Origin of the sequence: Mangrovibacter yixingensis (assembly GCF_020523985.1) — a bacterium.
Taxonomy (GTDB): Bacteria; Pseudomonadota; Gammaproteobacteria; order Enterobacterales; family Enterobacteriaceae; genus Mangrovibacter; species Mangrovibacter yixingensis.
The window spans coordinates 752281-777347 of sequence record NZ_JAIVKM010000001.1 but is presented as its reverse complement, the minus strand read 5'-3'; the positions used below and the strand labels follow the sequence as shown (position 1 = coordinate 777347).

The window sequence follows — 25067 nt, the reverse complement described above, 5'->3', positions numbered from 1 at the left end:
AAGAAAGCTGAGTTTACATGAAGGTACTGATCACAGGTGCAACCAGTGGCCTGGGCAGAAATGCGGTGGAATACCTGCGCCACAAAGGTGTCAGTGTGCGTGCCACAGGGAATAACGCAGCCATGGGGCAACTGCTGGAAAAGCTGGGTGCAGAATTTATCCATGCCAACCTGACAGACCTCGTCTCTTCGCAGGCCAAAGCAATGCTTACAGGTGTCGATACCTTATGGCATTGCTCAAGTTTCACTTCCCCCTGGGGAACCCAGGATGCCTTTGACCTGGCAAACGTCCGGGCTACCCGCCGCCTGGGTGAGTGGGCTGTGGCATGGGGTGTGCGGAATTTTGTCCATATTTCCTCACCTTCACTCTATTTCGATTACCACCACCACCATAACGTACACGAAGATTTTCGCCCGGTGCGTTATGCCAACGAGTTTGCCCGCAGTAAAGCAGCGGCAGAGGATGTTATTCACCACCTTGCGCAGTCCAACCCGCAAACTCGCTTTACCGTTTTACGTCCACAAAGCTTGTTCGGGCCTCATGACACAGTGTTTTTCCCACGTTTGGTACAAATGATGCGCCACTATGGCAGTATTTTGCTACCACGCGGTGGTGATGCATTGGTCGATATGACTTATCAGGAAAATGCCGTACATGCTATGTGGCTGGCAAGCAGTGAAGCTTGCGACAAGCTTCCTTCCGGGCGGGCGTATAATATTACCAACAAAGAAGCACGCCCATTGCGGCTAATCGTTCAACGCTTGATTGATGAACTGGGCATTAAGTGCCGAATTCGTTCAGTGCCTTACCCTATGTTGGATATGTTTGCCCGCGGTATGGAGCGGTTTGGCAATAAATCCTCACGGGAACCCGCTCTGACCCACTATGGTGTCTCTAAACTTAATTTTGATTTCACACTGGATACACAGCGCGCTGAAACAGAGCTGGGGTACCAACCCATTGTTTCCCTTGATGATGGCATACGGCTGACAGCTGAATGGTTAAAAGACCATGGGCGATTACGTTAACTTGCTTTCAGCTATAGAGAATAAACCAAAGGCGCAACCAGAAATGGCTACGCCCTTAATTTATTAGCCTCGCAACAGCCGGGTTATTACCAGACCAGGCGCACGTAAAGGGAATTAATGATGTGGGTATTTTTCCAGTAAAGCCATAGCTATTGCTTCACTCTGGGCATCTGGCTTGCCATCATATTTTGCTGGGCGAAAATGCATTTGGAAAGCAGCGACAACCCGGTGTTGCTCAGCATCGCTCATTCCGGGCGTCACTTCATAGCCATAGCGTGAAAGCAACGCCAGCATATCCCGCATAGGTACAGGCTGCCATGCCGGGCGCCCGGCAAGATACGCCATAACCCGAGTTGCGTCGGGCCATGCGCCAATGCCTTCGTGTGCCAGCATTTCCCATGGGAACAGCGGGCCTGGGTCTTGTTTACGTTGCGGTGCAATGTCTGCATGGGCCACCACATTTTGCGGTTTGATGTGATAGCGCTGGATAATATCGCGCGCCAGAGGAATCAAAGCATTAATCTGCGAAACAGGAAATGGTGCAAAATGCTTCACGCCGTGTTCCCGCACCCAACCAGCATTCTCCAGTTCAATCCCAACAGAAACATCATTTAACCGGGTGGTTCCACGCCAGTAACTGACACCGGCATGCCAGGCAATATCACTTTCAGGCACCAGTTGCCACACCAGAGGTTTATCCCCCGGTTTGGGCTGTACTTCCGGAATTAAATAGTGTGCGCTGACATTATTACCCACCAGTGTGCTCAGGGATGTGTCGAAATCACCGGCTGTGTAGTGAATAACCAGCACCCGTACACGTGGAAAAGCAGCATAAGCATGCTGGCTGGTATTAACCTGGTAGGCGCCCCGGTCTTCAATATCATTATTGCCACGGCAACTCACCAGTAACAGCGCCAAAGATAAATAAATAAAAGCCTTGATCATGACCGAATCATTCCTGCCATTGTTTACTCTTGCTTCCCCAACGCAGTGAATACTGGGGGAAAAACATCCTGTTAAGTCCAACTATCTTACGCGCTTAGCACAACTGCACCAACCGAATAACACTTAACAAGCTATCCTCTGTAAGATGTCTGCTTGTTCACATCCGTTTTCAAAATACATAAGGAAATAATAATGCGTAAAACATTGGCCGGTTTCTCTCTTGCCAGTACGCTGGTTCTCAGCGCCTGTACGTCTGTGACCCCAGCCATTAAGGATACCAGCACTCGCGTGGGTCCATGTGTCGATGGCGGTCCAGACAGCGTCGCACAGCAATTTTACGATTATCGGGCTGACCACCGTAATGCAACTGATATTACCGGGTTACGTCCTTATTTGAGCGACAGCCTGTGGCAACTTGTGCAACAACAGCAAAGCAGTATGCTTAAATTCTCCAGCTTTACTCCCGCCCCAGATAGCGCCAGTGTTGCCAGCGCGTCAACCATTCCCAATAGCGATGCGCAAAACATCCCTCTGCGTGTGAGTATTAAGCAAGGGACAAACAACGGGAAAGATGAAGTGTTGATGGTGCGTGAAGGTCAATGCTGGGTAGTGGATGACGTTCGTTACCTGACACCTTCCAGCACAGCCGTTGCCGGAACACTTCGCCAGTCACTTGAACGCCACTAACAGTAACAAGCGGCCAGTCTCTGCGGGTCAGGAAAAGTAAACTGTATAAATAGTCTGGCATTTTGTTAAATCACCGACATTTATACTCACCTCCCCCTGACCCCGATATCTTATGCTACATTTACTTATCATTACCAGTTGAATTTAAGTTTTAACTCATAAATATTGCATAAGTATTCTGCCAACGTTACTATTTGCGGCCTCAATAGCTATTCGACTGCTTCGCATGAGTATTCAACTAAACAGCATTAATTGCTTCTACGGCGCGCATCAGGCGCTGTTCGATATCACCCTGGATTGCCCTCAGGGCGAAACGCTGGTGCTGCTTGGCCCAAGTGGTGCAGGCAAAAGTTCGCTGCTGCGGGTACTTAACCTGCTGGAAATGCCACGTTCCGGGACGCTGAACATTGCGGGCAACCAGTTTAATTTCACCAAAACCCCCAGTGATATGGCAATTCGCCTGTTACGTCAAAATGTGGGTATGGTGTTCCAGCAATATAATTTGTGGCCGCATCTGTCTGTGATGCACAACTTAATTGAAGCCCCTTGCCGGGTTTTAGGCCTGAGCAAAGATGAAGCCCGTTCCAGAGCGGAAAAGCTGCTCAACCGCTTGCGCCTGACCCCATACAGTGACCGCTATCCATTACATTTATCTGGTGGTCAGCAACAACGTGTTGCCATTGCCAGAGCACTGATGATGGAACCGCAGGTTCTGTTGTTTGATGAACCGACTGCCGCGCTGGACCCGGAAATTACCGCGCAGATAGTCAGTATTATTCGTGAGCTTTCAGAAACGGGGATCACTCAGGTCATCGTGACCCACGAAGTGGAAGTCGCACGTAAAACAGCCAGCCGTGTTGTGTACATGGAAAATGGCCACATTGTTGAACAAGGCGATGCGTCTTGCTTTAGCGAGCCGCAAACCGATGCGTTTAAACAGTATCTCTCTCACTGATGTTGTTTGGGAAATGACAATGAAAAAAGTAATTATTGCCACGCTGCTTGCCAGCCTGAGCCTTTCTGCGGCTGCCGCACAGACAATCCGCTTTGCAACAGAAGCCTCCTACCCTCCATTTGAGTCTATGGACGCTAACAACAAAATCGTTGGTTTCGACGTTGATCTGGCTAACGCATTGTGCAAACAAATGGATGCAACCTGCACCTTTACTAACCAGGCATTTGACAGCCTGATTCCCAGCCTGAAATTCCGTCGTTTTGATGCCGTTATGGCCGGGATGGATATCACTCCTGATCGTGAAAAACAGGTGCTGTTTAGCAAACCTTATTACGACAACTCTGCACTGTTTGTTGGCCAGAAAGGTAAATACACCACCATTGCCGAACTGAAAGGCAAAAAAGTGGGTGTGCAGAACGGTACCACCCATCAGAAATTCATCATGGATAAACATCCGGAAATCACGGTTGTGCCTTATGACAGCTACCAGAACGCTAAACTGGATCTGCAAAATGGCCGTATTGATGCAGTATTCGGTGATACTGCCGTGGTAACCGAATGGCTGAAAGCAGACCCGAAACTGGCTGCTGTTGGTGATAAAGTGACAGATAAAGACTACTTTGGTACTGGCCTGGGTATTGCTGTTCGTATGGGTAACACCGAATTGCAGCAAAAATTCAACACAGCGCTGGACAAAGTAAAAGCTGACGGGACATACACCGCCATCTACAACAAATGGTTCCAGAAGTAAGCAACTGAATGAACGAAATGTTTCCTTTAGCAAGTGCCGCCGGGATGACCGTCGGCCTTGCCGTTTGTGCACTGGCAGTAGGCCTTGCTCTGGCGATGATGTTTGCAGTGCTGGAGTCATCACGCCTGCGCGCCGTTTCGTGGCTGGCATCCGGGTTAGTCACCTTATTGCGTGGCCTGCCGGAAATTCTGGTGGTGCTGTTCGTCTATTTTGGCGCTTCACAGCTTTTATTGACGCTTTCAGATGGATTTACCCTGCCACTGGGCTTCACTCAGCTCCATATTCAGGTACAGATTGAGAACTTTGATGTCAGCCCGTTCCTGTGTGGGGTTATCGCCCTTTCGTTGCTCTATGCTGCTTACGCCTCACAAACGCTGCGCGGCGCACTGAAATCTGTACCGGATGGCCAACGTGAATCAGGCCAGGCTCTTGGGCTGAGCAAAGCAGCCATCTTTTTCCGCATTGTTATGCCGCAAATGTGGCGCCATGCGCTTCCCGGTTTAGGTAACCAGTGGCTGGTTTTGCTGAAAGACACGGCACTGGTTTCACTGATTAGTGTTAACGACCTGATGTTGCAAACCCGCAGTATTGCTACGCGGACTCAGGAGCCTTTCACCTGGTATATCATTGCTGCCGCTATCTACCTGGTCATCACGCTGATAAGCCAGTATATTCTCAAACGTATTGACCTGCGCACGACACGTTTTGAGCGGAGGCCGGAATAATGTTCGCTTATTTACCTGAGTTATTAAAAGGCCTGCACACCAGCCTGACACTAACCGTTGCCTCAATTATTCTGGCACTGGCTCTGTCACTGGTTTTCACGGTAATTTTAACGCTGAAAACACCCGTAGTTTCTCTGCTGGTTCGCGGATATATAACGCTGTTTACCGGCACCCCTTTGCTGGTGCAGATCTTTCTTATTTACTATGGGCCTGGCCAGTTCCCTTCGCTGCAAAACTACCCGGTTCTATGGCATTTACTTTCTGAGCCATGGTTGTGTGCAATGCTGGCGTTGTCACTTAACAGTGCGGCCTACACCACACAGTTATTTTATGGTGCAATTCGCGCGATCCCTGCCGGGCAGTGGCAATCCTGCCAGTCACTGGGGATGAGCCGTAAAGACACGTTGGCAATTTTGCTGCCGTTCGCTTTCAAACGCGCTTTGTCTTCGTACTCCAATGAAGTTGTTCTGGTATTCAAAAGTACTTCGCTTGCTTATACCATTACACTTATGGAAGTGATGGGCTATGGCCAGTTGTTGTATGGCCGTACTTATGATGTCATGGTGTTCGGTGCAGCAGGAATCATCTATCTGATAGTAAATGGTATTCTTACATTACTGATGCGTGTAATCGAACGCCGCGCTTTGGCATTTGAACGCCGAAATTAATTTTTCGAAAGTAGACTTCTGTACAAAAGGCGGCTTTAAGTCGCCTTTTTTTTATCCATACAAATAACTAATTATACATTTTAATTGCATACAAATTCATTATAGATAATACTCCCGCTATCACGAACATAAAAAAACAATGACAGACAGGAGCAACACACAATGAAAAAATGGTTATTGGTTGCCATGATGGCCAGTGCTTTTCAGGTGAGTGCAGCAGAAAAGATTAACTTTGGGCTTTCTGCCACCTACCCTCCTTTTGAATCTTTAGATGCCAATAACCACATTGTTGGTTTTGATATCGACCTGGCTAATGCTTTATGCCAAAAAATGGCTGCAGACTGCACATTCACCAACCAGGCATTCGACAGCCTGATTCCATCGCTCAAGTTCCGCAAATTTGATGCCGTTATCTCTGGCATGGACATTACCCCGGAACGCAGCAAACAAGTCACCTTTACCCAACCGTATTACGCTAACTCTGCTGTGGTCATTGCCAAAAAAGGCCAGTTCACCAGCTTTGCAGACTTAAAAGGCAAACGGATTGGCATGGAAAACGGGACTACTCACCAGAAATATCTGCAGGAAAAACATCCTGAGATTAAAACTGTGGCTTATGACAGTTACCAGAATGCCATCATCGACCTGAAAAATGGCCGCCTGGATGGTGTCTTTGGTGATACAGCGGTGGTGAATGAGTGGCTGAAAACCAACCCTGGGTTGGCAACAGTGGGTGAGCATGTGACTGACCCACAATATTTTGGCACCGGGCTGGGTATTGCAGTACGCCCACAAAACACCGCACTGTTGAAGCAACTGAATACGGCGCTGGACGCTATCAAAGCTGACGGAACTTACCAAAAAATCAGTAACAAATGGTTCCCACAATAATCAGTAGCTGACGTAAAAAAACCGCTGTCACTCTGGTGCAGCGGTTTTTTGTTTATCGCACAGGCAGCTTCAGCGGCGTAGCAATGCCAGCACTTCATAATGCGCAGTATGGGGGAACATATCAAATAACTGAATCTGCTCAATCCCATAGCCCGCCAGGCGGCGAATATCTTCAGCCATTGTCACTGCATTACAACTAGAATAGACAATAAAACCCGGAGCCATTTCAGTTAAAAACCGGCACAGTTCTGGCCCTATCCCGCGCCTTGGTGGGTTAACCAGTACCAGGTCAGGTACCGCCTGCTGGCCCGTTGCCCAGGATGTGGAATCCAACGCCTGAAAATCGACATGCTTAAGCCCTAACTCTTGTGCTGACTGCTGTGCACAGGCTATGGCTTCTGGGGCAATTTCTATCCCGGTCAGTTGCATTTGCGGCGTGGCGCAGTGCAAACCAAACCCGCCAACACCACAGAACAGATCCCACATATGTTGCACAGGTAAAGCACGCACCCAGTCGCGGGCAGTGGCATACAATGCACTGGCAACCTGTGGGTTAGTTTGGAAAAAGCTTTGCGGTCGGATCCACAATGGCACGCCATTAAATTCTTCACGCAAACCCGTTTCCTGGGTTAAAAGGATTTCTTCTTTCCCTTCCATAATGGCCATATGCACTGGCTGGATGTTAGCCGTAATCACACGCAATTGGGGAGCCTGTTCCTGCAACCAGGGCAGTTCCTGTTTCAGGCGGGCAATTTTAGCCGTAGAACGCAAAACAAAACGCAGCATCAGGCTGCCATCATACTGGCTTTGTGTTAGCAGGATATATTTCAGTTCGCCTCGTTGCCGTTCAACGTTATATGGCGTAAGGCCAACACGGGCAATAAAGGGTTTAATCGCTGTAAAAACCGCAGCAAATTCGGCCGGGTATAGCGGGCAATCAGTGAGATCCGCCACACTGGCATCCCTGTTACGAACACCTAAAATCGGGCGCTCAACGCTGCCGCTCACCACCATTTTAGCTTTATTGCGAAACGCCTGTTCAGCGCCACTTACTGGCTGGCACCACTGGCCAACCGGCATAGCAGCAAGCAGTTCGCGCAAATGCGCCATTTTCTTTTCGAGTTGTTGAGCAAGGGGAAGCATCAGCCACTGGCAAGAGTGACAACGCCCTTCAGCATAGAGTTCGCACTGCATAAAAAAGCCCTGAAAATACGCGGAACGGGATTCTACCACGGCCAGGCGCTACCTGCCGCTTAGTGAACCCGAAAAAAACGCTGGCTGCGCGGCGGTACAAACAACAAGGCCAGAACCAATAAATCCGGTAGTTTTTGCATGAACAGGTCGTGCAGGATGGCACTTTTACTTTCACCTGGAATACTGAATAACTCTGGGTATCCCCAACCCAGTGAAGCGCACCATAAATACACAGAAGAAATAACCTGGGTTGCCAGAAAAACCCAGCGCCCCCAATTGCGCCCACGTAAGATAACAAAAGCACAGCGTATTTCTATAAAGAGTAAAACCAGGCTGGCAAAGAAAATCAGCGTCAGCGCCCAGGTCTGGACACTGCGCTGTATAAAATCAATACTCCCCTGGACACCCAATGCGTTAAACAGCATCAGGACATCCAGGCAGCGGGTGGTGATAATGCCAATAGCGGCAATATAAACCAGTGTGGGCACATTTAGTTTTGCCTGACCAGCGGGGTATTTGCTCAAAATATCCACAACCTCGTTTCCTTGTCAGTACATGCTGTTGTAACAGCACGCCTATATCCCACTGATTTTAGGCCTTTCAGTGCTGCCTTGCACGCTGGATATCACGCATACGTTGTTTTTCAGCCCTTGCCATAAACCACCATGCAATCAGGCCAATAACCCCCACAACACCGAGAATAATAGATGCCAACGCATTGATTTCCGGGTTAACCCCCATACGAACACTGGAGAACACCAGCATCGGCAGCGTAGTTGCACCAGGCCCGGAAACAAAGCTGGCAATAACCAGGTCATCCAGTGATAACGTAAATGCCAGCAACCAGCCGGAAATAATAGCTGGCGAAATCATCGGGACTGTTATCACAAAGAAGACCTTGAGCGGTGTTGCGCCCAAATCCATGGCCGCTTCTTCAATTGACTGGTCCAACTCACGCAAGCGAGAACTTATCACCACCGAGACATACGCGGTACAGAATGTCACATGCGCCAGCCAAATAGTCATCATGCCACGCTCCCCCGGCCACCCGAGCGAACTGCCCATCGCGACAAAAAGCAATAACAAGGATAGCCCGGTGATCACATCTGGCATAACCAAAGGCGCAGTAAGCATAAACGCAAAACCGTTGGACCCACGAAAACGCCCGAAGCGCACCATCACCACAGCGGCAATGGTTCCCAACACAACCGCCATCGTGGCGGATAGCGCAGCAATGGACAAACTGAGCCCAACAGCATTCATCATAGCGGTGTCACGAAACACTTCGCCGTACCACTTGGTGGACCAGCCCGCCCAAACAGTCACCAATTGCGAACTGTTAAACGAGTAGATAACCAGCATCAACATCGGGGCGTACAGGAAGGTAAACCCGACAACCAGAATGAATATCCGCCATGGAGAACGAACAACAGGTAACGTATTCATTAATGCCCTCCCATGCCTTTGTTCTGGTATTTGTGGAACCACATAATGGGCACTATCAACACCACCAGCATTGTAATAGCGACGGCGGAAGCAACCGGCCAGTCACGGTTATTGAAAAACTCCTGCCAGAGTACACGGCCAATCATAATGCTGTCCGGGCCGCCCAGTAATTCAGGAATAACAAACTCCCCAACGGCGGGAATAAATACCAGCATGGAACCAGCAATAATGCCGCCTTTAGTTAGCGGAACAACTACACTAAAAAAGGTTTTCAACGGCTTAGCGCCAAGATCCAGCGAAGCTTCTACCAAAGAGTAATCAATGCGTGTCAGCGCGGTATAAATAGGCAGCACCATAAAGGGCAAATAGGCGTAAACAATCCCGATATACACCGCCAGGTTGGTGTGCAAAATAGTCAGCGGATGGTCAATCACGCCCAACCACATCAGCACGTTATTCAGCACACCGTTTTCTTTCAAAATACCCATCCAGGCATAAACACGAATAAGGAATGATGTCCAGGAAGGTAAGATAACCAGCAACAGCAAAATATTACGTGTTGATGTCTTGCTGTGTGCCACAGCCCAGGCAAGCGGGTAACCCAACAGTAAACAGCAGATTGTTGAAACCGCCGCAACCTGCAACGATTGCAAGTAGGCTTCGTAATACAGTGGGTCATCTGTTAATTGCAGGAAGTTACCAAGATTTATTGACACCGATAGCTGCTGGTCAGCCCAACTGACAAGGTCAGTATAAGGCGGAATGGCACGCGCCATATCGGCAAGGCTAATCTTGAAAACAATTAAGAATGGCAGCATGAACAACAGGCACAGCCACAGATAGGGCAAGGCAATAACCAGTTTGCGTCCATGGGCCATTTGCATCCGTCCCAACCAGCTGCGTAAAGAACCTGACGGCGTTTGGCTGGGGGGTGTGGATGTTGGTGTGGGCTCAGTATAGCTACTCATAGTGCAACTCCTAAACGGTCAAGACGACACAGCTATCCGCATCCCAGCAAAGCTTCACTTCATCGCCCCAGGTAGGCATTCCTTTCCGGTACCGGTGCTCATTTTGTAACTGAGCACTAATCATCTGCCCACTTCCCAACCGCACGTGGTAAATAGAGAGATCGCCCAGGTACGCAATGTGCACTACTTCCCCAACTGCAAAGTTGAAACCGTCTGCTGGCGGGTCTTCGCATAAAGTGATTTTCTCTGGGCGCAACGCTACCCAGACTGGCACCCCTTCCACTACGGAAGCATCCGGGTCCACTTTTAATGGATGGCGCAACCCTGGGGAATCTATTACCAGGCCGTCTTCGTGGCTCTCTTTCAGGATGCCTTCAAATACATTCACAGAACCAATAAATTCAGCGCTGTACCTTGTTGTCGGGTGTTCATAAATCTCTTCCGGTTCGCCAATTTGCACAAACTTGCCACGGTTCATAATGGCAATGCGCCCGGCCATGGTCATCGCTTCTTCCTGATCGTGGGTGACCATTACGCAAGTCACACCTACACGCTCCAGAATATCCACCACTTCCAATTGCATACGGTCACGCAGTTTTTTATCCAGCGCCCCCATAGGTTCGTCGAGCAACAATAATTTAGGGCGTTTAGCCAGGCTGCGCGCCAACGCAACACGTTGACGCTGCCCACCAGATAACTGGTGTGGTTTACGTTTGGCAAATTCTTGCATGTGCACCAGGCTTAACATTTCTTCCACCCGGCTGTTAATTTCCGCTCTGGGTAACTTGTCTTGCTTGAGGCCAAACGCAATGTTCTGCTCTACCGTCATATGTGGGAACAGAGCATAAGACTGGAACATCATATTAATCGGGCGCTGATAAGGCGGTACATGGGCAAGGTCAACACCATCGAGCATGATTTGCCCGGCTGTCGGTTGTTCAAACCCAGCCAGCATACGTAACAGCGTGGATTTTCCACATCCTGAAGCACCAAGTAGTGCAAAAATTTCACCTTTGTAGATAGTCAAACTGACATCATCAACAGCATGCTGGCCGTCGAAGGATTTTGTCAGATTCCGAATTTCCAGTAATGGCGTTAATGCCTTACTACTCTTCGCTTGTGGGCGGGGAATGACATCGTTCACTGATTGTGCTCTCCGGCAAATCTCAAACTAATACGCTAAAAGGCGTACAATTCACTGGCTTGGGATGCATAACACAAATGCATCCTTTAGAGGCAATTGCACCTTAATGCGCACTAAAAAGGTGCACTGCCTCATTCGATTAACTTACTGACTTATTTACCACTTTTAACTTTTGTCCAGGCACGTGTTCTAACACGATCCAATTTGGGGTCCTGCACTTTGAGGGTAAACAGTTTTGCCATAACATCAGGCGGTGGGTAAATTCCAGGATTATCACGCACTTCAGCATTCACCAGCGGTGTTGCTGCTTTGTTAGCGTTGGCGTAGTAAATATGGTTACTGATATCAGCCACAACATCCGGGCGCATCAGGTAGTTAAGGAACTGATATGCTTCATCCTTATTTTTCGCATCAGCAGGCATTGCGAAAACGTCAAAAAATGCCAGCGCACCTTCTTTCGGAATTGAATAGGAGATATGCACCCCATTTTTCGCTTCTTTTGCCCGGTTAGCGGCCTGCCAGACATCACCTGCCCAACCAATCGCCACACAAATATCGCCATTTGCCAAATCATTAATATATTGAGAAGAATGGAAATAACGAATACTCGGACGCAGTTTCAGTAACAAGTCGGTTGCTGCACCGCTGTAGTCAGAGGCATTAGAGCTGTTCGGGTCTTTGCCAAGATAATTCAGCACTGTTGCAAAAATTTCTTCTGGCGCATCCAGGAATGAAACACCACAACTTTTTAATTTTTCGAGATTTTCGGGTTTCAACACCAGATCCCAGCTGTTTACCGGCGCATCTTTACCCAATACCGCTTTAACTTTATCGACGTTATAGCCAATCCCGGTAGTAGCCCACATATAAGGCACTGCATACTTGTTGCCTGGATCATGTTTGGCAACCAGCTTTAACAGTGCCGGATCAAGGTTTTTCCAGTTCGGGAGTTTGCTTTTATCCAGGGGCTGAAACACACCGGCCATCAACTGGCGTTCCAGGAAACTTGCTGAAGGCACCACCAGGTCAAACCCGGTACTACCAGCCATCAGCTTACCTTCAAGTACTTCATTTGAATCGAAAACGTCGTAAACGACTTTAATACCGGTTTCTTTGGTGAAGTTGGCTACAGTATCCGGCCCAATATAATCCGACCAGTTATACACATGCAGCGTCTTTCCATCCGCAGCCAGCGTTGAGGCAGAAGCAGCCATCAGTACGCCAGCCACCAAACCAGACAACCATTTTTTACTTTGGCGGGACATATCTTATTCCTTCTGAATAAAGGGTAAAACTCGCGCTCAGCATGGCGTCGAGTAAAATCAGGCCATTCACCTGATGCAATATTCATGCATACTTTGTCATACGGACGTAAAAAAATTTCGCACTTGCGCCTGGCCAGTAACAAGCAATGACGCAGTGTAAATGTAGCCAGGATTTTGCGAGCTGGACGGGATTAAAAAACGCCTTTTTTCAATTTTTTAGGCATCAATCAGGAAATGAGTGAACAGCAAGAAATACCCACCACCTCCCTTTGAATAAAAAACAGCCAAAAAAATCAAGTAGGGACGATAGCAGCACAGAAAACGAACCGCCGAATGTTGGCAGGCTAAAGCGTGGGTTGAAAGGCGTGAAGACATACCTGCGATGCACAGGATATAAACACAGGGGAAACAGAAACCACAGCGAGCAAATAGCTCACTGTGGAATTAATTGCACAATCAATGTAACAGGTGGCTGGTTGCCTGGCTGCGGGAAGTCTCGTCTTCTTCTCCACTCCACAGCATTTGCTGGGCACTGGCTTCCAAAATCACCATTGAGATCTGCTCTTCACTCTGGCGCAAGAAATGTGTGAACTGCTCATGGCTAATCCCTACCGCTACAGGTAAGGCCTGGCAAACAACCAACCGTGGTAAGTTATCATCCTGAACATCAAGAAAAGCTTTCACGGTTAGTGAGCTGGCATTAACTGCCGAAATATCCCCTGCCAGAGCCAAAAGCGCAGAAGGTTTGACCTCGGCCAGGGCGGAGAAAACCAGCACACTATCAACCAAATCTAACTTGGCATCAAATACACCAGCAAAATCCTGCATATGGGGGAGATGCAACGCCTGGCAGGAATCACACTCGAAAAAGCTTACGCCAGCATCATCAAGCCAGCGGCGCAGCGTGTCCAGGGTAGGGACGACGAGTGAATCCATACGGGTATAACCTCTTCAATAAAAAATCGACGCCATAGCTTACGCAAAAATAGCGCCTTGTACCACGACCAGATAACGACACAGCACTTAGCCACCTGTTTTGAGGCAGAAGCCTGGCCGCGCCTGGCTTTCCACCCAACCGATTATCTGTGCGGCAATATCAATGCCCGTGGTTTTTTCGATACCTTCAAGCCCTGGCGAGGCATTGACCTCCATCACCAAAGGCCCACGGGCGGCACGCAAAATATCTACCCCCGCGACATCCAGCCCCATGGTAGACGCGGCCCGAATCGCCACTTCACGCTCCTGTGGCGTAATACTGGCGACAACCGCTTTTCCTCCACGGTGCAAATTAGAGCGAAAATCCCCCTCCTTCGCCTGGCGTTCAATGGCCGCAACGACACGCCCACCGACCACCAGACAACGAATGTCCCGCCCTTGTGCTTCTTTGATGAACTCCTGCACCAAAATATGGGCATTCAGACCACGAAAAGCATCAATTACGCTCTCAGCCGCCTGGCGAGTTTCTGCTAGCACCACACCAATACCCTGAGTGCCTTCCACCAACTTCACCACCAGCGGTGCGCCCCCGACCATTTCGATAAGATCATGGGTGTCATCGGGTGAGTGTGCTATTCCGGTCATGGGCAAATCAATCCCTTGCCGGGCGAGTAGCTGCATGGAACGCAACTTATCCCGGGCGCGGGTTATGGCGACCGATTCATTGAGTGGATAACTTCCCAGCATTTCGAACTGGCGCAATACTGCAGTGCCATAAAAAGTAATTGCCGAGCCAATACGCGGAATTACTGCATCATAATGTGGTAACTGACGCCCTTTATAATGCACTGAAGAACTGGCGGGGTTGATATTCATATAGCAGGACAGCGGATCGATAATATCGACAAAATGCCCACGATTGAGCGCCGCCTGTTTTAAACGTTTACAAGAATAAAGTGTTCCATCACGGGAAAGAATGGCAATTTTCACCCTGCACCTCTGCAAGAGACTGACCAGCCTTAAAACCCGCGTATAGTACCACCACCCGTTTCCCCCTGTAAGGGGGAAAGTAGAGAGAAAATTAGCGGGTTACCCAGCCTTGCTTATGCAGAAAATCCAGGATAAAGGGGCGGCTTTCTTTAACAATCGTGCGGCGGATATGATCGCTCCAGGTATCCTTGCGCTTATGTGTGGTGCGGTTGAGGTAGTAATCCGCAAGGGTTGCATCATAATCAGCCAGTTCGCTGCTATCTACCGGCTGATACTGGTTTTCATGTACTAACAAGCTTTCCGGCAGACGGGGTTTTACTTCCGGGATTTCATCCGGCCAGCCCAGGCATAACCCGAACAACGGCAGGACATATTTAGGTAACTTCAACAAGCGTGTTACCGCTTCAATATTATTGCGGATCCCACCAATATACACACCACCCAACCCCAGGGACTCAGCTGCAACCAGTGTGTTTTGCCCCATCATCGCGGTGTCTACCGCGCCCAGCAACAACTGCTCGGCATAACCTAACTGAGCGCCAGGGCAAATTTGCAAATGGCGGTTAAAATCCGCACAAAACACCCAAAACTCTGCGGCACTGGCAACATGCGCCTGGCCACCACTTAAGGTAACCAGTTGTTCCCGTAAGGCCGAGTCTGTCACTCGTATAATAGATGTACATTGTAAAAAACTGGATGTAGACGTAGCACGTGCCGCGGAAAACAAGGCTGTACGTTGCTCATCACTGATGGGCTTATCAATAAAATGGCGAATTGAACGGTGTGCGCACAATAAATCAATGGTTGGCGTCATTATTTTTATCCTTAGCCTGATCGGCAGCTTTTTTGTTTTCTGCTGTTTGCGTATTCGAGCCGTTGAATAATAACGGTGCCACATGCTTCCCCATCTGGCCAATTAACACGATTGCAGCAGGTAACATCAATACAATACCGCTAAATATAAGCAAAATAACAGCCATGTCCGTGGCAAGAAAGGCGGTTACGGATATCACGCCATGAGCAACCAGCCAGGCAACACACAGCAGCACAATACCAAGAGTTTCCAGTAACAGCACAGATTTGGGTAATGCCCCCAGTGAACGCATTGTCAGTCTCCTGTGTGGTGGCTAACCAGTATAGTCCGAAACATCCCCCCGCCAACAGTTGGCTTCAGGCTCCCGCAGGATTAAAAAACCGCATCAATACTCTAAAGGCTTTCATTGTTTTCAGTTATCAAAGCAACAGGCAAACTCAACTTCCCTCAACGCTTTCAGGTAAGCAAAATAGTTAGCAAGATAACTTCCGCTAAGGAGCAACTGTGCTTACTGTAATTTTTGGACGGCCCGGATGCCCATATTGTGTCCGTGCGAAAGCGCTGGCAGAAGAACTCAGTGCATCACATAGTGATTTTGAGTTCCGCTATGTTGATATTCATGCTGAAGGGATTACTAAAGCTGACCTGCAACAAGCTGCCGGAAAACCCGTCAGTACAGTGCCGCAAATTTTTGTCGATAAACAACATATTGGTGGTTTTACTGACTTTGCTGCCTGGGTTGAGCAACACCCTGTTCTTTCACCTGCAAACTGAAAAAACAAAAAACAAACACCGGGTCTTTTGACCCGGTGATAAATTGATGACCATTCAGTGAACTATTTTGGAATATTAACTGGTAAGTTAAATAAAAAATCAGGAAAACCAGTTTGCTGATTCTTCAGTCGCCCACACCTAACGCCTTCCTGTTCACAGCATTACAGTGTAACCGATTAAGATTTAAACCCGGCGTTTTCTGGCATCCTGCCGCCAGACAAGGGTGATAGTGAACAGCACACTCAGTGCCCCCAACGCATTCCAGAATACCGCCCCTAACAACCAGGCAAGCTCCTGAAACAGGCCAGCATCATCTTTCTCCAACAGATTGATTAACAACAAACAAACTGGCACGGCAACCAATGCCCCCACCATAGGAGCCAGGAAACGCGCACGACGTGCGCAAAAGCTTCCCAACACACCGGGGACAATAAAAAACAGCATTCCAGGATCCATCTTGCCGCTGGCAGGGGCCGAGTCAGTTAAAAAAAGGTTGTGGATCACAAACGCCAGAATGAACAGGATAAAACAGCATAAACCGCCTCCCCATGAACGTTTGAATAACAAAGTCATCCTCCTTTGCTTTTCCATTACGTTGAGCCCCCAACAGGTACTCACATTAACAATGTCCTTATAAAAGCCTGTATTACCCACTCACTTTCATACTGCTTATTTCTGTGCAAAAAAATCTGCCTGCGCCATGTACTCCTCACATGAAGCATCTTCTCTATGGGCATTACCGGTAATGTGAATTATTCCCGCTATAACAAGAGAAGACATTTCCAGCATTTTTCTTACTGGCTGTTGATAACCATAACGATTACACTAGCGCCCGTCGTACTTTTTGCAGGCGATATAACACTGAAGTTTACACCACCAGATAGTGTTATTTTTATGCGAAAGGCGTGCGTAAAACAATTATTTTTTTCAACGAGTTACAAGTAAAGAAGAAGTTAGCTTCCGTGAACATAAACGTCGCAGATTTGTTAAACGGGAATTACATCCTGTTATTATTTGTCGTACTCACCCTTGGCCTGTGTTTGGGTAAATTGCGCCTTGGTTCAATCCAACTTGGTAATTCTATTGGTGTTCTGGTTGTTTCTTTATTATTAGGCCAACAACATTTCACAATAAATACAGACGCACTTAATCTGGGCTTCATGTTGTTCATTTTTTGTGTTGGCGTGGAAGCGGGGCCCAACTTTTTCTCCATTTTCTTCCGTGATGGTAAAAATTACCTGATGCTGGCGCTGGTGATGGTGGGCAGTGCATTATTATTAGCCCTGGGCCTGGGAAGGCTTTTCGGATGGGATATTGGTCTTACAGCCGGTATGCTGGCAGGTTCGATGACCTCCACACCTGTTCTGGTTGGTGCTGGCGATACATTACGCCATTCAGGAATGAACCACCCGGAACTGGTCAACGCACTTGATCACTTGAGCCTGGGTTATGCATTAACTTACCTGATTGGCCTTGTCAGCCTGATTGTTGCCGCACGTTATATGCCAAAACTGCAGCACCAGGATTTGCAAACCAGTGCCCAACAAATTGCCCGTGAACGTGGTCTGGATACCGACTCTAACCGTAAAGTGTATTTACCTGTTATTCGCGCTTACCGGGTTGGCCCGGAGTTGGTTGCCTGGGCTGATGGTAAAAACCTGCGTGAACTGGGTATTTACCGCCAGACGGGCTGCTACATTGAGCGTATTCGCCGCAACGGTATTCTGGCAAACCCCGATGGCGACGCGGTGCTACAAATGGGTGATGAGATTGCCCTGGTTGGCTACCCCGATGCGCATGCACGCCTTGACCCCAGTTTTCGTAACGGGAAAGAGGTTTTTGACCGTGACCTGCTCGACATGCGCATTGTTACCGAAGAAATAGTAGTAAAAAACCACAATGCCGTTGGCCGCCGCCTGGCACAGCTTAAACTTACTGACCACGGGTGTTTCCTTAACCGTGTTATCCGCAGCCAAATAGAGATGCCAATTGACGATAATATCGTTCTGAACAAAGGCGACGTGTTGCAGGTGAGCGGCGATGCGCGCCGTGTTAAAACTGTGGCGGAACGCATTGGCTTTATTTCCATTCACAGCCAAATAACCGACCTGCTGGCTTTTTGCGCCTTCTTTATTATTGGCCTGATGATTGGGATGATTACCTTTCAGTTCAGCTCCTTCAGTTTTGGCATTGGTAATGCTGCAGGCCTGCTATTCGCCGGCATTATGCTCGGCTTCTTACGTGCCAACCACCCTACCTTTGGTTATATTCCCCAGGGCGCACTCAACATGGTGAAAGAGTTTGGCCTGATGGTGTTTATGGCCGGCGTAGGCCTGAGTGCCGGAGGTGGTATTGGCCACAACCTGGGTGCTATTGGCGGGCAAATGCTGGCCTCTGGGTTGGTTGTAAGCCTGGTGCCGGTATTAATTTGTTTTCTGTTTGGTGCTTATGTTCTACGCATGAACCGGGCATTGCTGTTTGGCGCAATCATGGGCGCACGCACCTGTGCACCAGCAATGGAAATCATTAGTGATGCCTCCCGCAGTAACATCCCGGCATTGGGTTATGCCGGGACTTACGCTATCGCTAACGTGTTGTTAACCCTGGCCGGGACACTGATTATTGTTATCTGGCCGGGTATGTGACGCTGACCACAGAAAAAAATAAATTTTTTTTAGGTCAACGAAGAACTTTTTTTGGGGCATGCAGTCTGAATTAGTGCCACTGCTTTTCTTTGATGTCCCCAAATTTGTGGAGCCCATCAATCACGCCATTTTGGTTCAAGATTGATGGGTTTTTTATTGCCTGCGATTTAGCTGTCGTAAAATCAACAAGTTACCTATCACATATCGTACCAATGGCTGCAAAGTAGCGGCAGATACTGGCAGTCCGTTCTAATGGTGGCTGTAACTCATGCTAAAAATGTCATTTCCCCTTACCAGAAAATAGCTACTCGAATGATTTCCTTGCCACAAATTCTGTTACTGAGGCCAGGCCCGTATGGTATTTACCCTCATAAATTTCTTTGTCATGCATACAGGCATGTAAGACACGCATATCACTAAAACTCTCTTCCAGCTCATTGAGATTCACCAGTAAATCCACTTCACGCGGGCCACCGGTTTGGTAATTAAGCTGGCGGGTTGAGTACGCCTGGTAAATCAGAACACCACCAGGTACCAGAGCTTCCATAATTTTCTGGTGAATGGCATGGCGTACAGTTGAAGGCAAGTGGCAGAAAATCATTACCACCCCATCGCAAGGCTGTTCGATGGAAAAATGGGTGAGGTCAGCTACCTGTGTTACTAAGGAAACATGGTGCTGCTCAGCCAGTTTTTTGGCTTTCTCTAAACCCACAGCCGAACCATCAACTGCATGAACATGGTGGCCCTGAGTGGCAAGGTAAACCGCATTTCGTCCCTCACCTTCACCAAGGCTGAGAATATTCAGTGGGGCTGCCAGGTTAAGGGCATTAACCTGCTCCACTAAGAATTGATTCGGTTCTGTTCCATAGGCATAGCCTTTCTGGCTGTAGCGTTCATCCCATCTATTCATTTTGCTATTGCACCTTTGTTTTTAGCAGGCTGGTGAACAGGCTCAACTTATCAACCATCCATTCAACATAGTTAAACAGCAGACAACTTGCACTTGACCAGCATAGCTCGTATCATGATTGTTATGTTATAACATTAATTGCAATTGATGAGGCAGTATGAAACCAGGACTTCACCCAGAATACCGCACAGTGGTGTTTCATGACACCAGCGCAAACCACTACATAAAAGTGGGTTCCACCATTAAAACAGACCGCGAAATTGAACTTGATGGCATCACTTACCCGTATGTCACTATCGATGTTTCTTCAGCTTCGCATCCCTACTACACCGGTAAGCAGAAAACCTTCACCAATGAAGGCAGCGCTGCCCGGTTTAATCAGCGCTTTGGTCGTTTTTTTAATACGAAGGACAAGCAATAATGCAGGTACTGAACTCATTACGTTCTGCTAAACAACGCCATCCGGATTGCCAGTTGGTTAGACGCAAAGGGCGCGTATACGTAATTTGTAAGAGCAACCCACGCTTTAAAGCGGTTCAGGGCAAGAAAAAACGCCGTTGAGGTGGTAAAGAAAAAGCCCCGGCACAACTGGACTGTACCCGGGGCTTTTCAATTTAATGCATCAGCGCTGCGGTGCCAGCACGTTTTGAACCTGTGCAGCAGTCAGGTTGAGCCCAAAGAAATTCTGGTAAAAGTCATGAGTCATTTTGCTCATGTCAACATCCTGAAATTGCGCCGGATAGAGTTTTTTAGCCAGCCAGACAAACTGTAATGCTTCTTCACTGGTTTCCCGGCACCACCAGAACATCCCTCGCGGGTTCACAAACACCCGATGGTTTTTAACCGCACTGGTGCTTTGCCACTCAGGTGAGTGCTCTATCATTTGCGCAGTCTGGTTTGTCATGGCGATGATAACCTGCGGGTCTGCAGCTACAGCACGCTCAACCGGCACTTCTCCAGTAGTATTGGCTTTGCCGCCAAACCATGTTGCCGCTACATTTTTGCCCCCGGCAAGGGTAATCCAGTCATCATTTAAAGAGGGTTTACCCGAAGTCATTACCGGCGTCATCATGGCATGGTAAACACGCAAGCGTTGGTTGTCTGGGATCCCAGCAAGGCGGGAGCGAACCAGTGCCACATTGTGATTAAAATAGGCCTGGAATAGTTGCGCCTTTTGCTGCGCGTCCGGCCCCAATACCTGTGCTGTTTCCACCACCCGTTCAACCATTGCCGCCATCGAGTTATCTGGTAGTGCCAGCACTTTTACGCCTGCCTGTTCCAGAGTATCCTGCTTAGCAATATGCATATTTTCAGGCACAAACAACAATTGAGCACGTTGGGCGAGGATTTGTTCAGGGTTGATATCGTGGCTGGAAGTGATACTTACATCCGGCACATTTACAATATCTGGTAGCGCCTGGCGAAACAGTGGAATACGTTTTGCTATTGCTGAAGTACCAACAATATTTTTGCCGTAACCCAGCATGGCAAGAATGGTGTTTTGCGCAGGCCAGGACGTAGCAATGCGCACATCACTATGTGATGGTTGAGCGGCAAAAACAGGTGTAAAAACCAGGTTCAGCAACACCATCAGGCTGGCAACAACTACATGAAAAGATCGTATCATTCGTTTTTACCGCTTCAATAAAGAAGCGGCCTCAGAATCAATCAAAAATCAAACGTTACCGTTGCACGAACTTCGCGGCCTGTCCCCAGGAAAGCGCTGTTGGACGTACCTGAGCCATCAGTGGATGCAGGGAAGATGGATGCCCAATAACGGCGATTGGTTACGTTATTAACGGAAAGGCGTAATGTCGTGGGAATATTTTCAAATACCGTGGAATAACGGGTACCTAAATCTAGTGTGGTGTAACTCCCGGCCCAGGTGGTATTCGTATCGTTTGCCGCGCGCTTACCGGTATAGTGCACATTGGCACTATAGACCAGTTGCGGCATACTCGGCAGGCTGTATTCCACCAGCATATTTGCCTGTACTTTTGGTACCCCAACAACCCATTTATTACTGGTGCTTTCGGAAACAGTATTTTTAAGTTGCGGGTCAAGGAAGGTAACGCCACTGTAGATATTCAGGCCTTCCATAACCGGGCCAGATGCGGTCAGCTCCAGGCCATTATTAACCTGGTCCCCTTCTTCTTTGTAAACCATGTCGGTTGAGTCAACATAGGCGAAGGGGCGTTTCAGGCGAAACAGCGCTGCACCAAGGTGCATGTTGTTCACCTCGGCTTTCAGGCCAACTTCATATTGTTTGCTGCGAATCGGATCGAGGGTCTGCCCTTCATTGCTCAGCCCTTCTCCGGTGGGAACGGTATCTCCCTGTTCCAGAGAATCCGCATAGCTCACATAAGCCATCACATCAGGTGTGATTTTATACATTAAAGCGACGTTCGGGCTCAGGCCGTCCTGGTTAACCTGGCTGCTTTTAGTACCGGAGCTGGAGTAATTGGCAGTTTCCAGCCAACTCTGGCTAAGGTAGAACATGGCCGACCATTTTGGTGTAAATGTAACGGTATCACCGGCGGTGATGCTTTGCTGGGTATTGGTACTGGAACGATAACGGTCACCATTGGTGATAATTTTGCCATCACCGGGTTCATCCATAGAATCAGGGTCATATAAATCTGTTGTTCCCAGGTTGTATCGCACACTGCTACCTTTCGCAGAGTAGATACTCCAGACATACCCCGTTGTTGCGAAAGCAAGATCGTGACCAATACTGCCAGTATCAACATGGCCATTAAGGCTGAGCATATTACTCAGCACTCTGAAACGCCCGGCCGCACTGGAATCTGACAGGCTACGGGTCAATGTGCCATTGTTATCGCTAATCGTATTTGAGACAGAGCGCATTGCGCGGTCCGCTTGTTGGTAACCCACACCTGCTGTCAGAGACCAGCCATCATTGAAATCCTGTAACAAACGGGTGCTGATGGTATCCGTTGTCAGATCAACCCCTGCTGTGTCCAACGCGTAGTTTCTATTTTTTGGGTTTAATTTCGATGCCGAAGGAAGATTAATGCCATTGGCATAGCTGAAACCGGCGGGATAACCTTTCTGAATAAACTCATAATGGCTGGCATCCAGTTGAACCTGGGTTCCGGGCTGAATATTCCAGTCGAGCGCTACGGCGGCTAATTTCCTGCGCAACGTGCTACCGGCAACATCACCTTCACCTTCTTCGTGCAATAAATTGACTCGATAACCAAATTTACCGTCATCAACATGGCCGCCTAAATCAACATGGCCGGTGTAGGCACCACGGCTCTGATAACCAAGAGTGACGCGGTGCAAAGGCTGGTCTGTAGGGCGTTTCGCCACAAAGTTAAATTGCCCTGCCGGGCTTGCCGGGCCATAAAGTGCACCTGTCAGGCTATTAAGCACATCCACGCGCTCCAGCATTTCTACCGGAAACGCCGTGGTGGCAACCATGTTCAGGCCATCAAGCCGTGTATTCGCCACTACACTGCCTTCCATACCACGGCTTTGTGGGCGGCCCACATCCATACCACCACGGGCTTCCATCTGAGTACTTGGCGCATATTTCAGTAACTCACTGACACTTTTCGCCTGCTGGTTATCAATCATTTGGTGAGTGATAGTGGTGGTGGAATACGGGGTATCAGTCCAGCTTTTATCACCCAGCGGCCCTAAATTAACCTGCTGCGTGGTAAAACCGGCACCGGATTTTGCCTCCTGAGTTGTGTCGCCCTGACTTTGTTGCTTCGCCGTCACCACTATTTTGTCTTCTTTACCAGACTTAGTGGTGGTTGCTGGCGTACTACTGGCTGCCGAACTGTCTTCTGAAACTGCGCTGAACCCTGGAGTGGGGATCGTTCCTGCCAATAACGGAATGAGTAATGCAAGCTTTGTTTTGTTCATTATGTCATCATCGTAATATAAAATATTATATTACGATCTGTGACGAGCCTCACTTTTTGATCGAGATCAGACTTTCCCGGCAATTAGTTATATATAAGCAAACATAATCAATTGGTTATCATAGCCATAACAAAAAAGTTTCTTGGCACACTTATGTACAACCTTTCATGCAGTTGTTACTGTGCATTTCTCGGAACTTAGCTACAGGGATTTTATGCTTTCCTCGTTATCCTCTTCGCACGCCTTGCGCCAGCGCACATGGGCTCTGTTCGCGTTATTTTTTCTCCCCGGCCTGCTGATGGCCTCCTGGGCTTCTCGTACTCCGGCCATTCGCGATGACTTGCAAGTCTCGATTGGTGAAATGGGGATCGTGCTGTTCGGGCTCTCACTTGGCTCGATGAGTGGCATTCTGAGTTCAGGTTGGCTGGTCAACCGCTTTGGTACCCGAAAGGTCATTCGTTTTGCGATGTCGTTGGTGGTTGCTGGTATTTTGCTGATGTCTGTCGCATTACTGCCTGGCCTGCCCAGGTTATTTGCCCTGGGTCTCGCTTGCCTGGGGGCCGGGCTTGGGGCATCGGAAGTCGCGGTGAACGTAGAAGGGGCCATTGTTGAGCGCCTGCGGGGTAAAACCTTGTTGCCGGTGATGCACGGGTGTTATAGCTTCGGTACATTAATCGGCGCGGGTGTGGGCATTGGCTTGTCTGCATTGAAATTGCCCGTTAGTTTTCATTTATTTGCTGCTGGCCTCACCGCCCTGGTTCCACTGGTTATTGCTGTGCGCGCCATTCCTCCTCATGACAGTGGCAATTCCACTTCCACAGAACAAGGTAACCCGCCAGCACATATTCCATTCTGGCGTGATATTCAATTGCTGCTAATCGGGGTTGTGATTCTGGCGATGGCACTTGCAGAAGGCTCTGCTACCGACTGGCTATCTTTACTGATGGTAGATGGGCATGGTTTTTCCCAAACATCCGGCACATTAATCTATACCGGCTTTACACTGGGAATGACGTTGGGCCGGTTTACCGGGGGCTGGTTTATTGACCGATATAACCGGGTTGCAGTGGTGCGCACCAGTGCATTACTGGGCGCATTGGGAATTGGGTTGATTGTGTTTGTCGATAACCCGTTCGTGGCGGGTTGTGCGGTGTTGTTATGGGGCGCGGGGGCATCACTGGGGTTCCCGCTTACCATTTCAGCTGCCAGCGACACTGGCCCCAATGCACCAGCCCGGGTGAGTGTGGTTGCCGCAACTGGCTATATTGCCTTTTTGGTCGGCCCCCCAATGCTTGGCTACCTCGGGGAGCACTACGGTTTACGTAACGCTATGGTGGTGGTGCTGGCATTAATGATTGTTGCTGCCGTTGTTGCCCGTGCCGTAGCAAAACCCCAGCAGGCACCCAGCACCACAATATAAAGCGCAATCCATTC

The 25067-nt window shown here is 48.8% G+C and carries 27 protein-coding genes; 12 read left to right on the top strand and 15 right to left on the bottom strand.

Annotated elements, in window-relative coordinates; genetic code table 11:
* Positions 1-17: 17 nt before the first annotated feature.
* On the top strand, positions 18-1028 hold the full coding sequence (locus LC084_RS03710; protein ID WP_226569462.1) for an NAD-dependent epimerase/dehydratase family protein: 1011 nt from the start codon (positions 18-20) through the stop codon (positions 1026-1028).
* Between the two features lie 114 nt (positions 1029-1142).
* On the opposite strand, the gene LC084_RS03705 is transcribed toward LC084_RS03710, so the two are convergent.
* Positions 1143-1973 (bottom strand): N-acetylmuramoyl-L-alanine amidase, encoded by an 831-nt coding sequence (locus LC084_RS03705; protein ID WP_226569461.1) that lies wholly within the window; start codon positions 1971-1973, stop codon positions 1143-1145.
* 192 nt (positions 1974-2165) lie between these two features.
* On the opposite strand from LC084_RS03705, the gene LC084_RS03700 reads away from it, so the two are divergent.
* From LC084_RS03700 to LC084_RS03675, 6 genes are all read left to right on the top strand, one after another.
* Positions 2166-2660, top strand: a complete 495-nt coding sequence (locus LC084_RS03700; protein ID WP_226569459.1) for a lipoprotein — start codon at positions 2166-2168, stop codon at positions 2658-2660.
* A gap of 226 nt (positions 2661-2886) precedes the next feature.
* On the top strand, positions 2887-3615 hold the full coding sequence (gene artP / locus LC084_RS03695) for an arginine ABC transporter ATP-binding protein ArtP (RefSeq protein ID WP_226569457.1): 729 nt from the start codon (positions 2887-2889) through the stop codon (positions 3613-3615).
* Positions 3616-3634: 19 nt separating this feature from the next.
* Positions 3635-4366: an arginine ABC transporter substrate-binding protein ArtI gene (gene artI, locus LC084_RS03690; RefSeq protein ID WP_226569455.1), complete on the top strand. Its 732-nt coding sequence runs from the start codon at positions 3635-3637 to the stop codon at positions 4364-4366.
* A gap of 8 nt (positions 4367-4374) precedes the next feature.
* On the top strand, positions 4375-5091 hold the full coding sequence (gene artQ / locus LC084_RS03685) for an arginine ABC transporter permease ArtQ (RefSeq protein WP_226569453.1): 717 nt from the start codon (positions 4375-4377) through the stop codon (positions 5089-5091).
* Positions 5091-5759, top strand: a complete 669-nt coding sequence (gene artM / locus LC084_RS03680) for an arginine ABC transporter permease ArtM (RefSeq protein ID WP_226569451.1) — start codon at positions 5091-5093, stop codon at positions 5757-5759. Before artQ ends, artM begins: the two co-directional genes overlap by 1 nt.
* A 162-nt stretch (positions 5760-5921) precedes the next feature.
* A complete protein-coding gene (locus tag LC084_RS03675) occupies positions 5922-6650 on the top strand; it encodes an arginine ABC transporter substrate-binding protein (protein ID WP_226569449.1) in 729 nt (242 codons plus the stop codon).
* Positions 6651-6719: 69 nt separating this feature from the next.
* Here the strand turns inward: LC084_RS03675 and rlmC are convergent, their stop codons facing one another.
* The 10 genes from rlmC to LC084_RS03625 form a co-directional block, all read right to left on the bottom strand.
* Positions 6720-7844 (bottom strand): 23S rRNA (uracil(747)-C(5))-methyltransferase RlmC, encoded by a 1125-nt coding sequence (rlmC, locus tag LC084_RS03670; RefSeq protein WP_226569447.1) that lies wholly within the window; start codon positions 7842-7844, stop codon positions 6720-6722.
* 59 nt (positions 7845-7903) lie between these two features.
* Positions 7904-8377, bottom strand: coding sequence for a YbjO family protein (locus LC084_RS03665; RefSeq protein WP_226569446.1), 474 nt, complete (start codon positions 8375-8377; stop codon positions 7904-7906).
* 67 nt (positions 8378-8444) lie between these two features.
* Positions 8445-9290 (bottom strand): putrescine ABC transporter permease PotI, encoded by an 846-nt coding sequence (gene potI, locus LC084_RS03660; RefSeq protein WP_036107653.1) that lies wholly within the window; start codon positions 9288-9290, stop codon positions 8445-8447.
* Positions 9290-10258: a putrescine ABC transporter permease PotH gene (gene potH / locus LC084_RS03655; protein WP_226569442.1), complete on the bottom strand. Its 969-nt coding sequence runs from the start codon at positions 10256-10258 to the stop codon at positions 9290-9292. The genes potI and potH overlap by 1 nt, the downstream gene beginning before the upstream one ends.
* 10 nt (positions 10259-10268) lie before the next feature.
* Entirely contained in the window at positions 10269-11402 is a 1134-nt protein-coding gene (gene potG / locus LC084_RS03650) for a putrescine ABC transporter ATP-binding subunit PotG (RefSeq protein ID WP_226569439.1), read from the bottom strand.
* Positions 11403-11554: 152 nt separating this feature from the next.
* Positions 11555-12667, bottom strand: coding sequence for a spermidine/putrescine ABC transporter substrate-binding protein PotF (potF, locus tag LC084_RS03645; RefSeq protein ID WP_226569438.1), 1113 nt, complete (start codon positions 12665-12667; stop codon positions 11555-11557).
* A 456-nt stretch (positions 12668-13123) separates the two neighbouring features.
* Entirely contained in the window at positions 13124-13603 is a 480-nt protein-coding gene (locus LC084_RS03640; protein WP_226569436.1) for a YbjN domain-containing protein, read from the bottom strand.
* 87 nt (positions 13604-13690) lie between these two features.
* Complete coding sequence (rimK, locus tag LC084_RS03635) at positions 13691-14593, bottom strand: 30S ribosomal protein S6--L-glutamate ligase (RefSeq protein WP_226569434.1); 903 nt, start codon at positions 14591-14593, stop codon at positions 13691-13693.
* A 91-nt stretch (positions 14594-14684) separates the two neighbouring features.
* Positions 14685-15407: an oxygen-insensitive NADPH nitroreductase gene (gene nfsA, locus LC084_RS03630; RefSeq protein WP_226569432.1), complete on the bottom strand. Its 723-nt coding sequence runs from the start codon at positions 15405-15407 to the stop codon at positions 14685-14687.
* On the bottom strand, positions 15391-15699 hold the full coding sequence (locus LC084_RS03625; protein ID WP_226569430.1) for a YbjC family protein: 309 nt from the start codon (positions 15697-15699) through the stop codon (positions 15391-15393). Before LC084_RS03625 ends, nfsA begins: the two co-directional genes overlap by 17 nt.
* Before the next feature lie 212 nt (positions 15700-15911).
* On the opposite strand from LC084_RS03625, the gene LC084_RS03620 reads away from it, so the two are divergent.
* Complete coding sequence (locus LC084_RS03620) at positions 15912-16181, top strand: GrxA family glutaredoxin (RefSeq protein ID WP_226569429.1); 270 nt, start codon at positions 15912-15914, stop codon at positions 16179-16181.
* Positions 16182-16364: 183 nt separating this feature from the next.
* Here the strand turns inward: LC084_RS03620 and ybjM are convergent, their stop codons facing one another.
* Positions 16365-16754, bottom strand: a complete 390-nt coding sequence (ybjM, locus tag LC084_RS03615; protein WP_226569427.1) for an inner membrane protein YbjM — start codon at positions 16752-16754, stop codon at positions 16365-16367.
* 389 nt (positions 16755-17143) lie between these two features.
* Here ybjM and LC084_RS03610 point away from each other — a divergent pair, with 389 nt between their 5' ends.
* On the top strand, positions 17144-18826 hold the full coding sequence (locus LC084_RS03610; protein ID WP_226569425.1) for an aspartate:alanine antiporter: 1683 nt from the start codon (positions 17144-17146) through the stop codon (positions 18824-18826).
* Between the two features lie 304 nt (positions 18827-19130).
* Here the strand turns inward: LC084_RS03610 and LC084_RS03605 are convergent, their stop codons facing one another.
* A complete protein-coding gene (locus LC084_RS03605; protein WP_226569423.1) occupies positions 19131-19736 on the bottom strand; it encodes a class I SAM-dependent methyltransferase in 606 nt (201 codons plus the stop codon).
* 157 nt (positions 19737-19893) lie between these two features.
* Between LC084_RS03605 and LC084_RS03600 the strand changes: the two genes are divergently transcribed.
* The gene (locus tag LC084_RS03600; protein WP_226569421.1) at positions 19894-20157 is read left to right on the top strand and encodes a type B 50S ribosomal protein L31; all 264 of its coding nucleotides are present in this window, start codon (positions 19894-19896) and stop codon (positions 20155-20157) included.
* Positions 20157-20297, top strand: coding sequence for a type B 50S ribosomal protein L36 (ykgO, locus tag LC084_RS03595; RefSeq protein ID WP_072567575.1), 141 nt, complete (start codon positions 20157-20159; stop codon positions 20295-20297). Before LC084_RS03600 ends, ykgO begins: the two co-directional genes overlap by 1 nt.
* Before the next feature lie 61 nt (positions 20298-20358).
* Here ykgO and LC084_RS03590 read toward each other — a convergent pair whose 3' ends face one another.
* Entirely contained in the window at positions 20359-21363 is a 1005-nt protein-coding gene (locus LC084_RS03590) for an ABC transporter substrate-binding protein (protein ID WP_404808324.1), read from the bottom strand.
* Positions 21364-21404: 41 nt separating this feature from the next.
* Positions 21405-23636 (bottom strand): TonB-dependent receptor, encoded by a 2232-nt coding sequence (locus tag LC084_RS03585; RefSeq protein ID WP_404808348.1) that lies wholly within the window; start codon positions 23634-23636, stop codon positions 21405-21407.
* Positions 23637-23847: 211 nt separating this feature from the next.
* Between LC084_RS03585 and LC084_RS03580 the strand changes: the two genes are divergently transcribed.
* On the top strand, positions 23848-25053 hold the full coding sequence (locus LC084_RS03580) for an MFS transporter (protein WP_226569417.1): 1206 nt from the start codon (positions 23848-23850) through the stop codon (positions 25051-25053).
* Positions 25054-25067 lie beyond the last annotated feature (14 nt).

What these genes read in the sequence shown, in the direction of transcription:
- LC084_RS03625 (WP_226569430.1), bottom strand. Translation starts at nt 15,699, where the DNA reads ATGCGTTCACTGGGGGCATTACCCAAATCTGTGCTGTTACTGGAAACT.
- LC084_RS03675 (WP_226569449.1), top strand. Translation starts at nt 5,922, where the DNA reads ATGAAAAAATGGTTATTGGTTGCCATGATGGCCAGTGCTTTTCAGGTG.
- LC084_RS03700 (WP_226569459.1), top strand. Translation starts at nt 2,166, where the DNA reads ATGCGTAAAACATTGGCCGGTTTCTCTCTTGCCAGTACGCTGGTTCTC.
- LC084_RS03605 (WP_226569423.1), bottom strand. Translation starts at nt 19,736, where the DNA reads ATGAATAGATGGGATGAACGCTACAGCCAGAAAGGCTATGCCTATGGA.
- LC084_RS03640 (WP_226569436.1), bottom strand. Translation starts at nt 13,603, where the DNA reads ATGGATTCACTCGTCGTCCCTACCCTGGACACGCTGCGCCGCTGGCTT.
- artI (WP_226569455.1), top strand. Translation starts at nt 3,635, where the DNA reads ATGAAAAAAGTAATTATTGCCACGCTGCTTGCCAGCCTGAGCCTTTCT.
- potF (WP_226569438.1), bottom strand. Translation starts at nt 12,667, where the DNA reads ATGTCCCGCCAAAGTAAAAAATGGTTGTCTGGTTTGGTGGCTGGCGTA.
- rlmC (WP_226569447.1), bottom strand. Translation starts at nt 7,844, where the DNA reads ATGCAGTGCGAACTCTATGCTGAAGGGCGTTGTCACTCTTGCCAGTGG.
- potI (WP_036107653.1), bottom strand. Translation starts at nt 9,290, where the DNA reads ATGAATACGTTACCTGTTGTTCGTTCTCCATGGCGGATATTCATTCTG.
- artP (WP_226569457.1), top strand. Translation starts at nt 2,887, where the DNA reads ATGAGTATTCAACTAAACAGCATTAATTGCTTCTACGGCGCGCATCAG.
- ybjM (WP_226569427.1), bottom strand. Translation starts at nt 16,754, where the DNA reads ATGACTTTGTTATTCAAACGTTCATGGGGAGGCGGTTTATGCTGTTTT.
- LC084_RS03600 (WP_226569421.1), top strand. Translation starts at nt 19,894, where the DNA reads ATGAAACCAGGACTTCACCCAGAATACCGCACAGTGGTGTTTCATGAC.
- artM (WP_226569451.1), top strand. Translation starts at nt 5,091, where the DNA reads ATGTTCGCTTATTTACCTGAGTTATTAAAAGGCCTGCACACCAGCCTG.
- ykgO (WP_072567575.1), top strand. Translation starts at nt 20,157, where the DNA reads ATGCAGGTACTGAACTCATTACGTTCTGCTAAACAACGCCATCCGGAT.
- LC084_RS03710 (WP_226569462.1), top strand. Translation starts at nt 18, where the DNA reads ATGAAGGTACTGATCACAGGTGCAACCAGTGGCCTGGGCAGAAATGCG.
- nfsA (WP_226569432.1), bottom strand. Translation starts at nt 15,407, where the DNA reads ATGACGCCAACCATTGATTTATTGTGCGCACACCGTTCAATTCGCCAT.
- artQ (WP_226569453.1), top strand. Translation starts at nt 4,375, where the DNA reads ATGAACGAAATGTTTCCTTTAGCAAGTGCCGCCGGGATGACCGTCGGC.
- LC084_RS03580 (WP_226569417.1), top strand. Translation starts at nt 23,848, where the DNA reads ATGCTTTCCTCGTTATCCTCTTCGCACGCCTTGCGCCAGCGCACATGG.
- potH (WP_226569442.1), bottom strand. Translation starts at nt 10,258, where the DNA reads ATGAGTAGCTATACTGAGCCCACACCAACATCCACACCCCCCAGCCAA.
- LC084_RS03590 (WP_404808324.1), bottom strand. Translation starts at nt 21,363, where the DNA reads ATGATACGATCTTTTCATGTAGTTGTTGCCAGCCTGATGGTGTTGCTG.
- LC084_RS03705 (WP_226569461.1), bottom strand. Translation starts at nt 1,973, where the DNA reads ATGATCAAGGCTTTTATTTATTTATCTTTGGCGCTGTTACTGGTGAGT.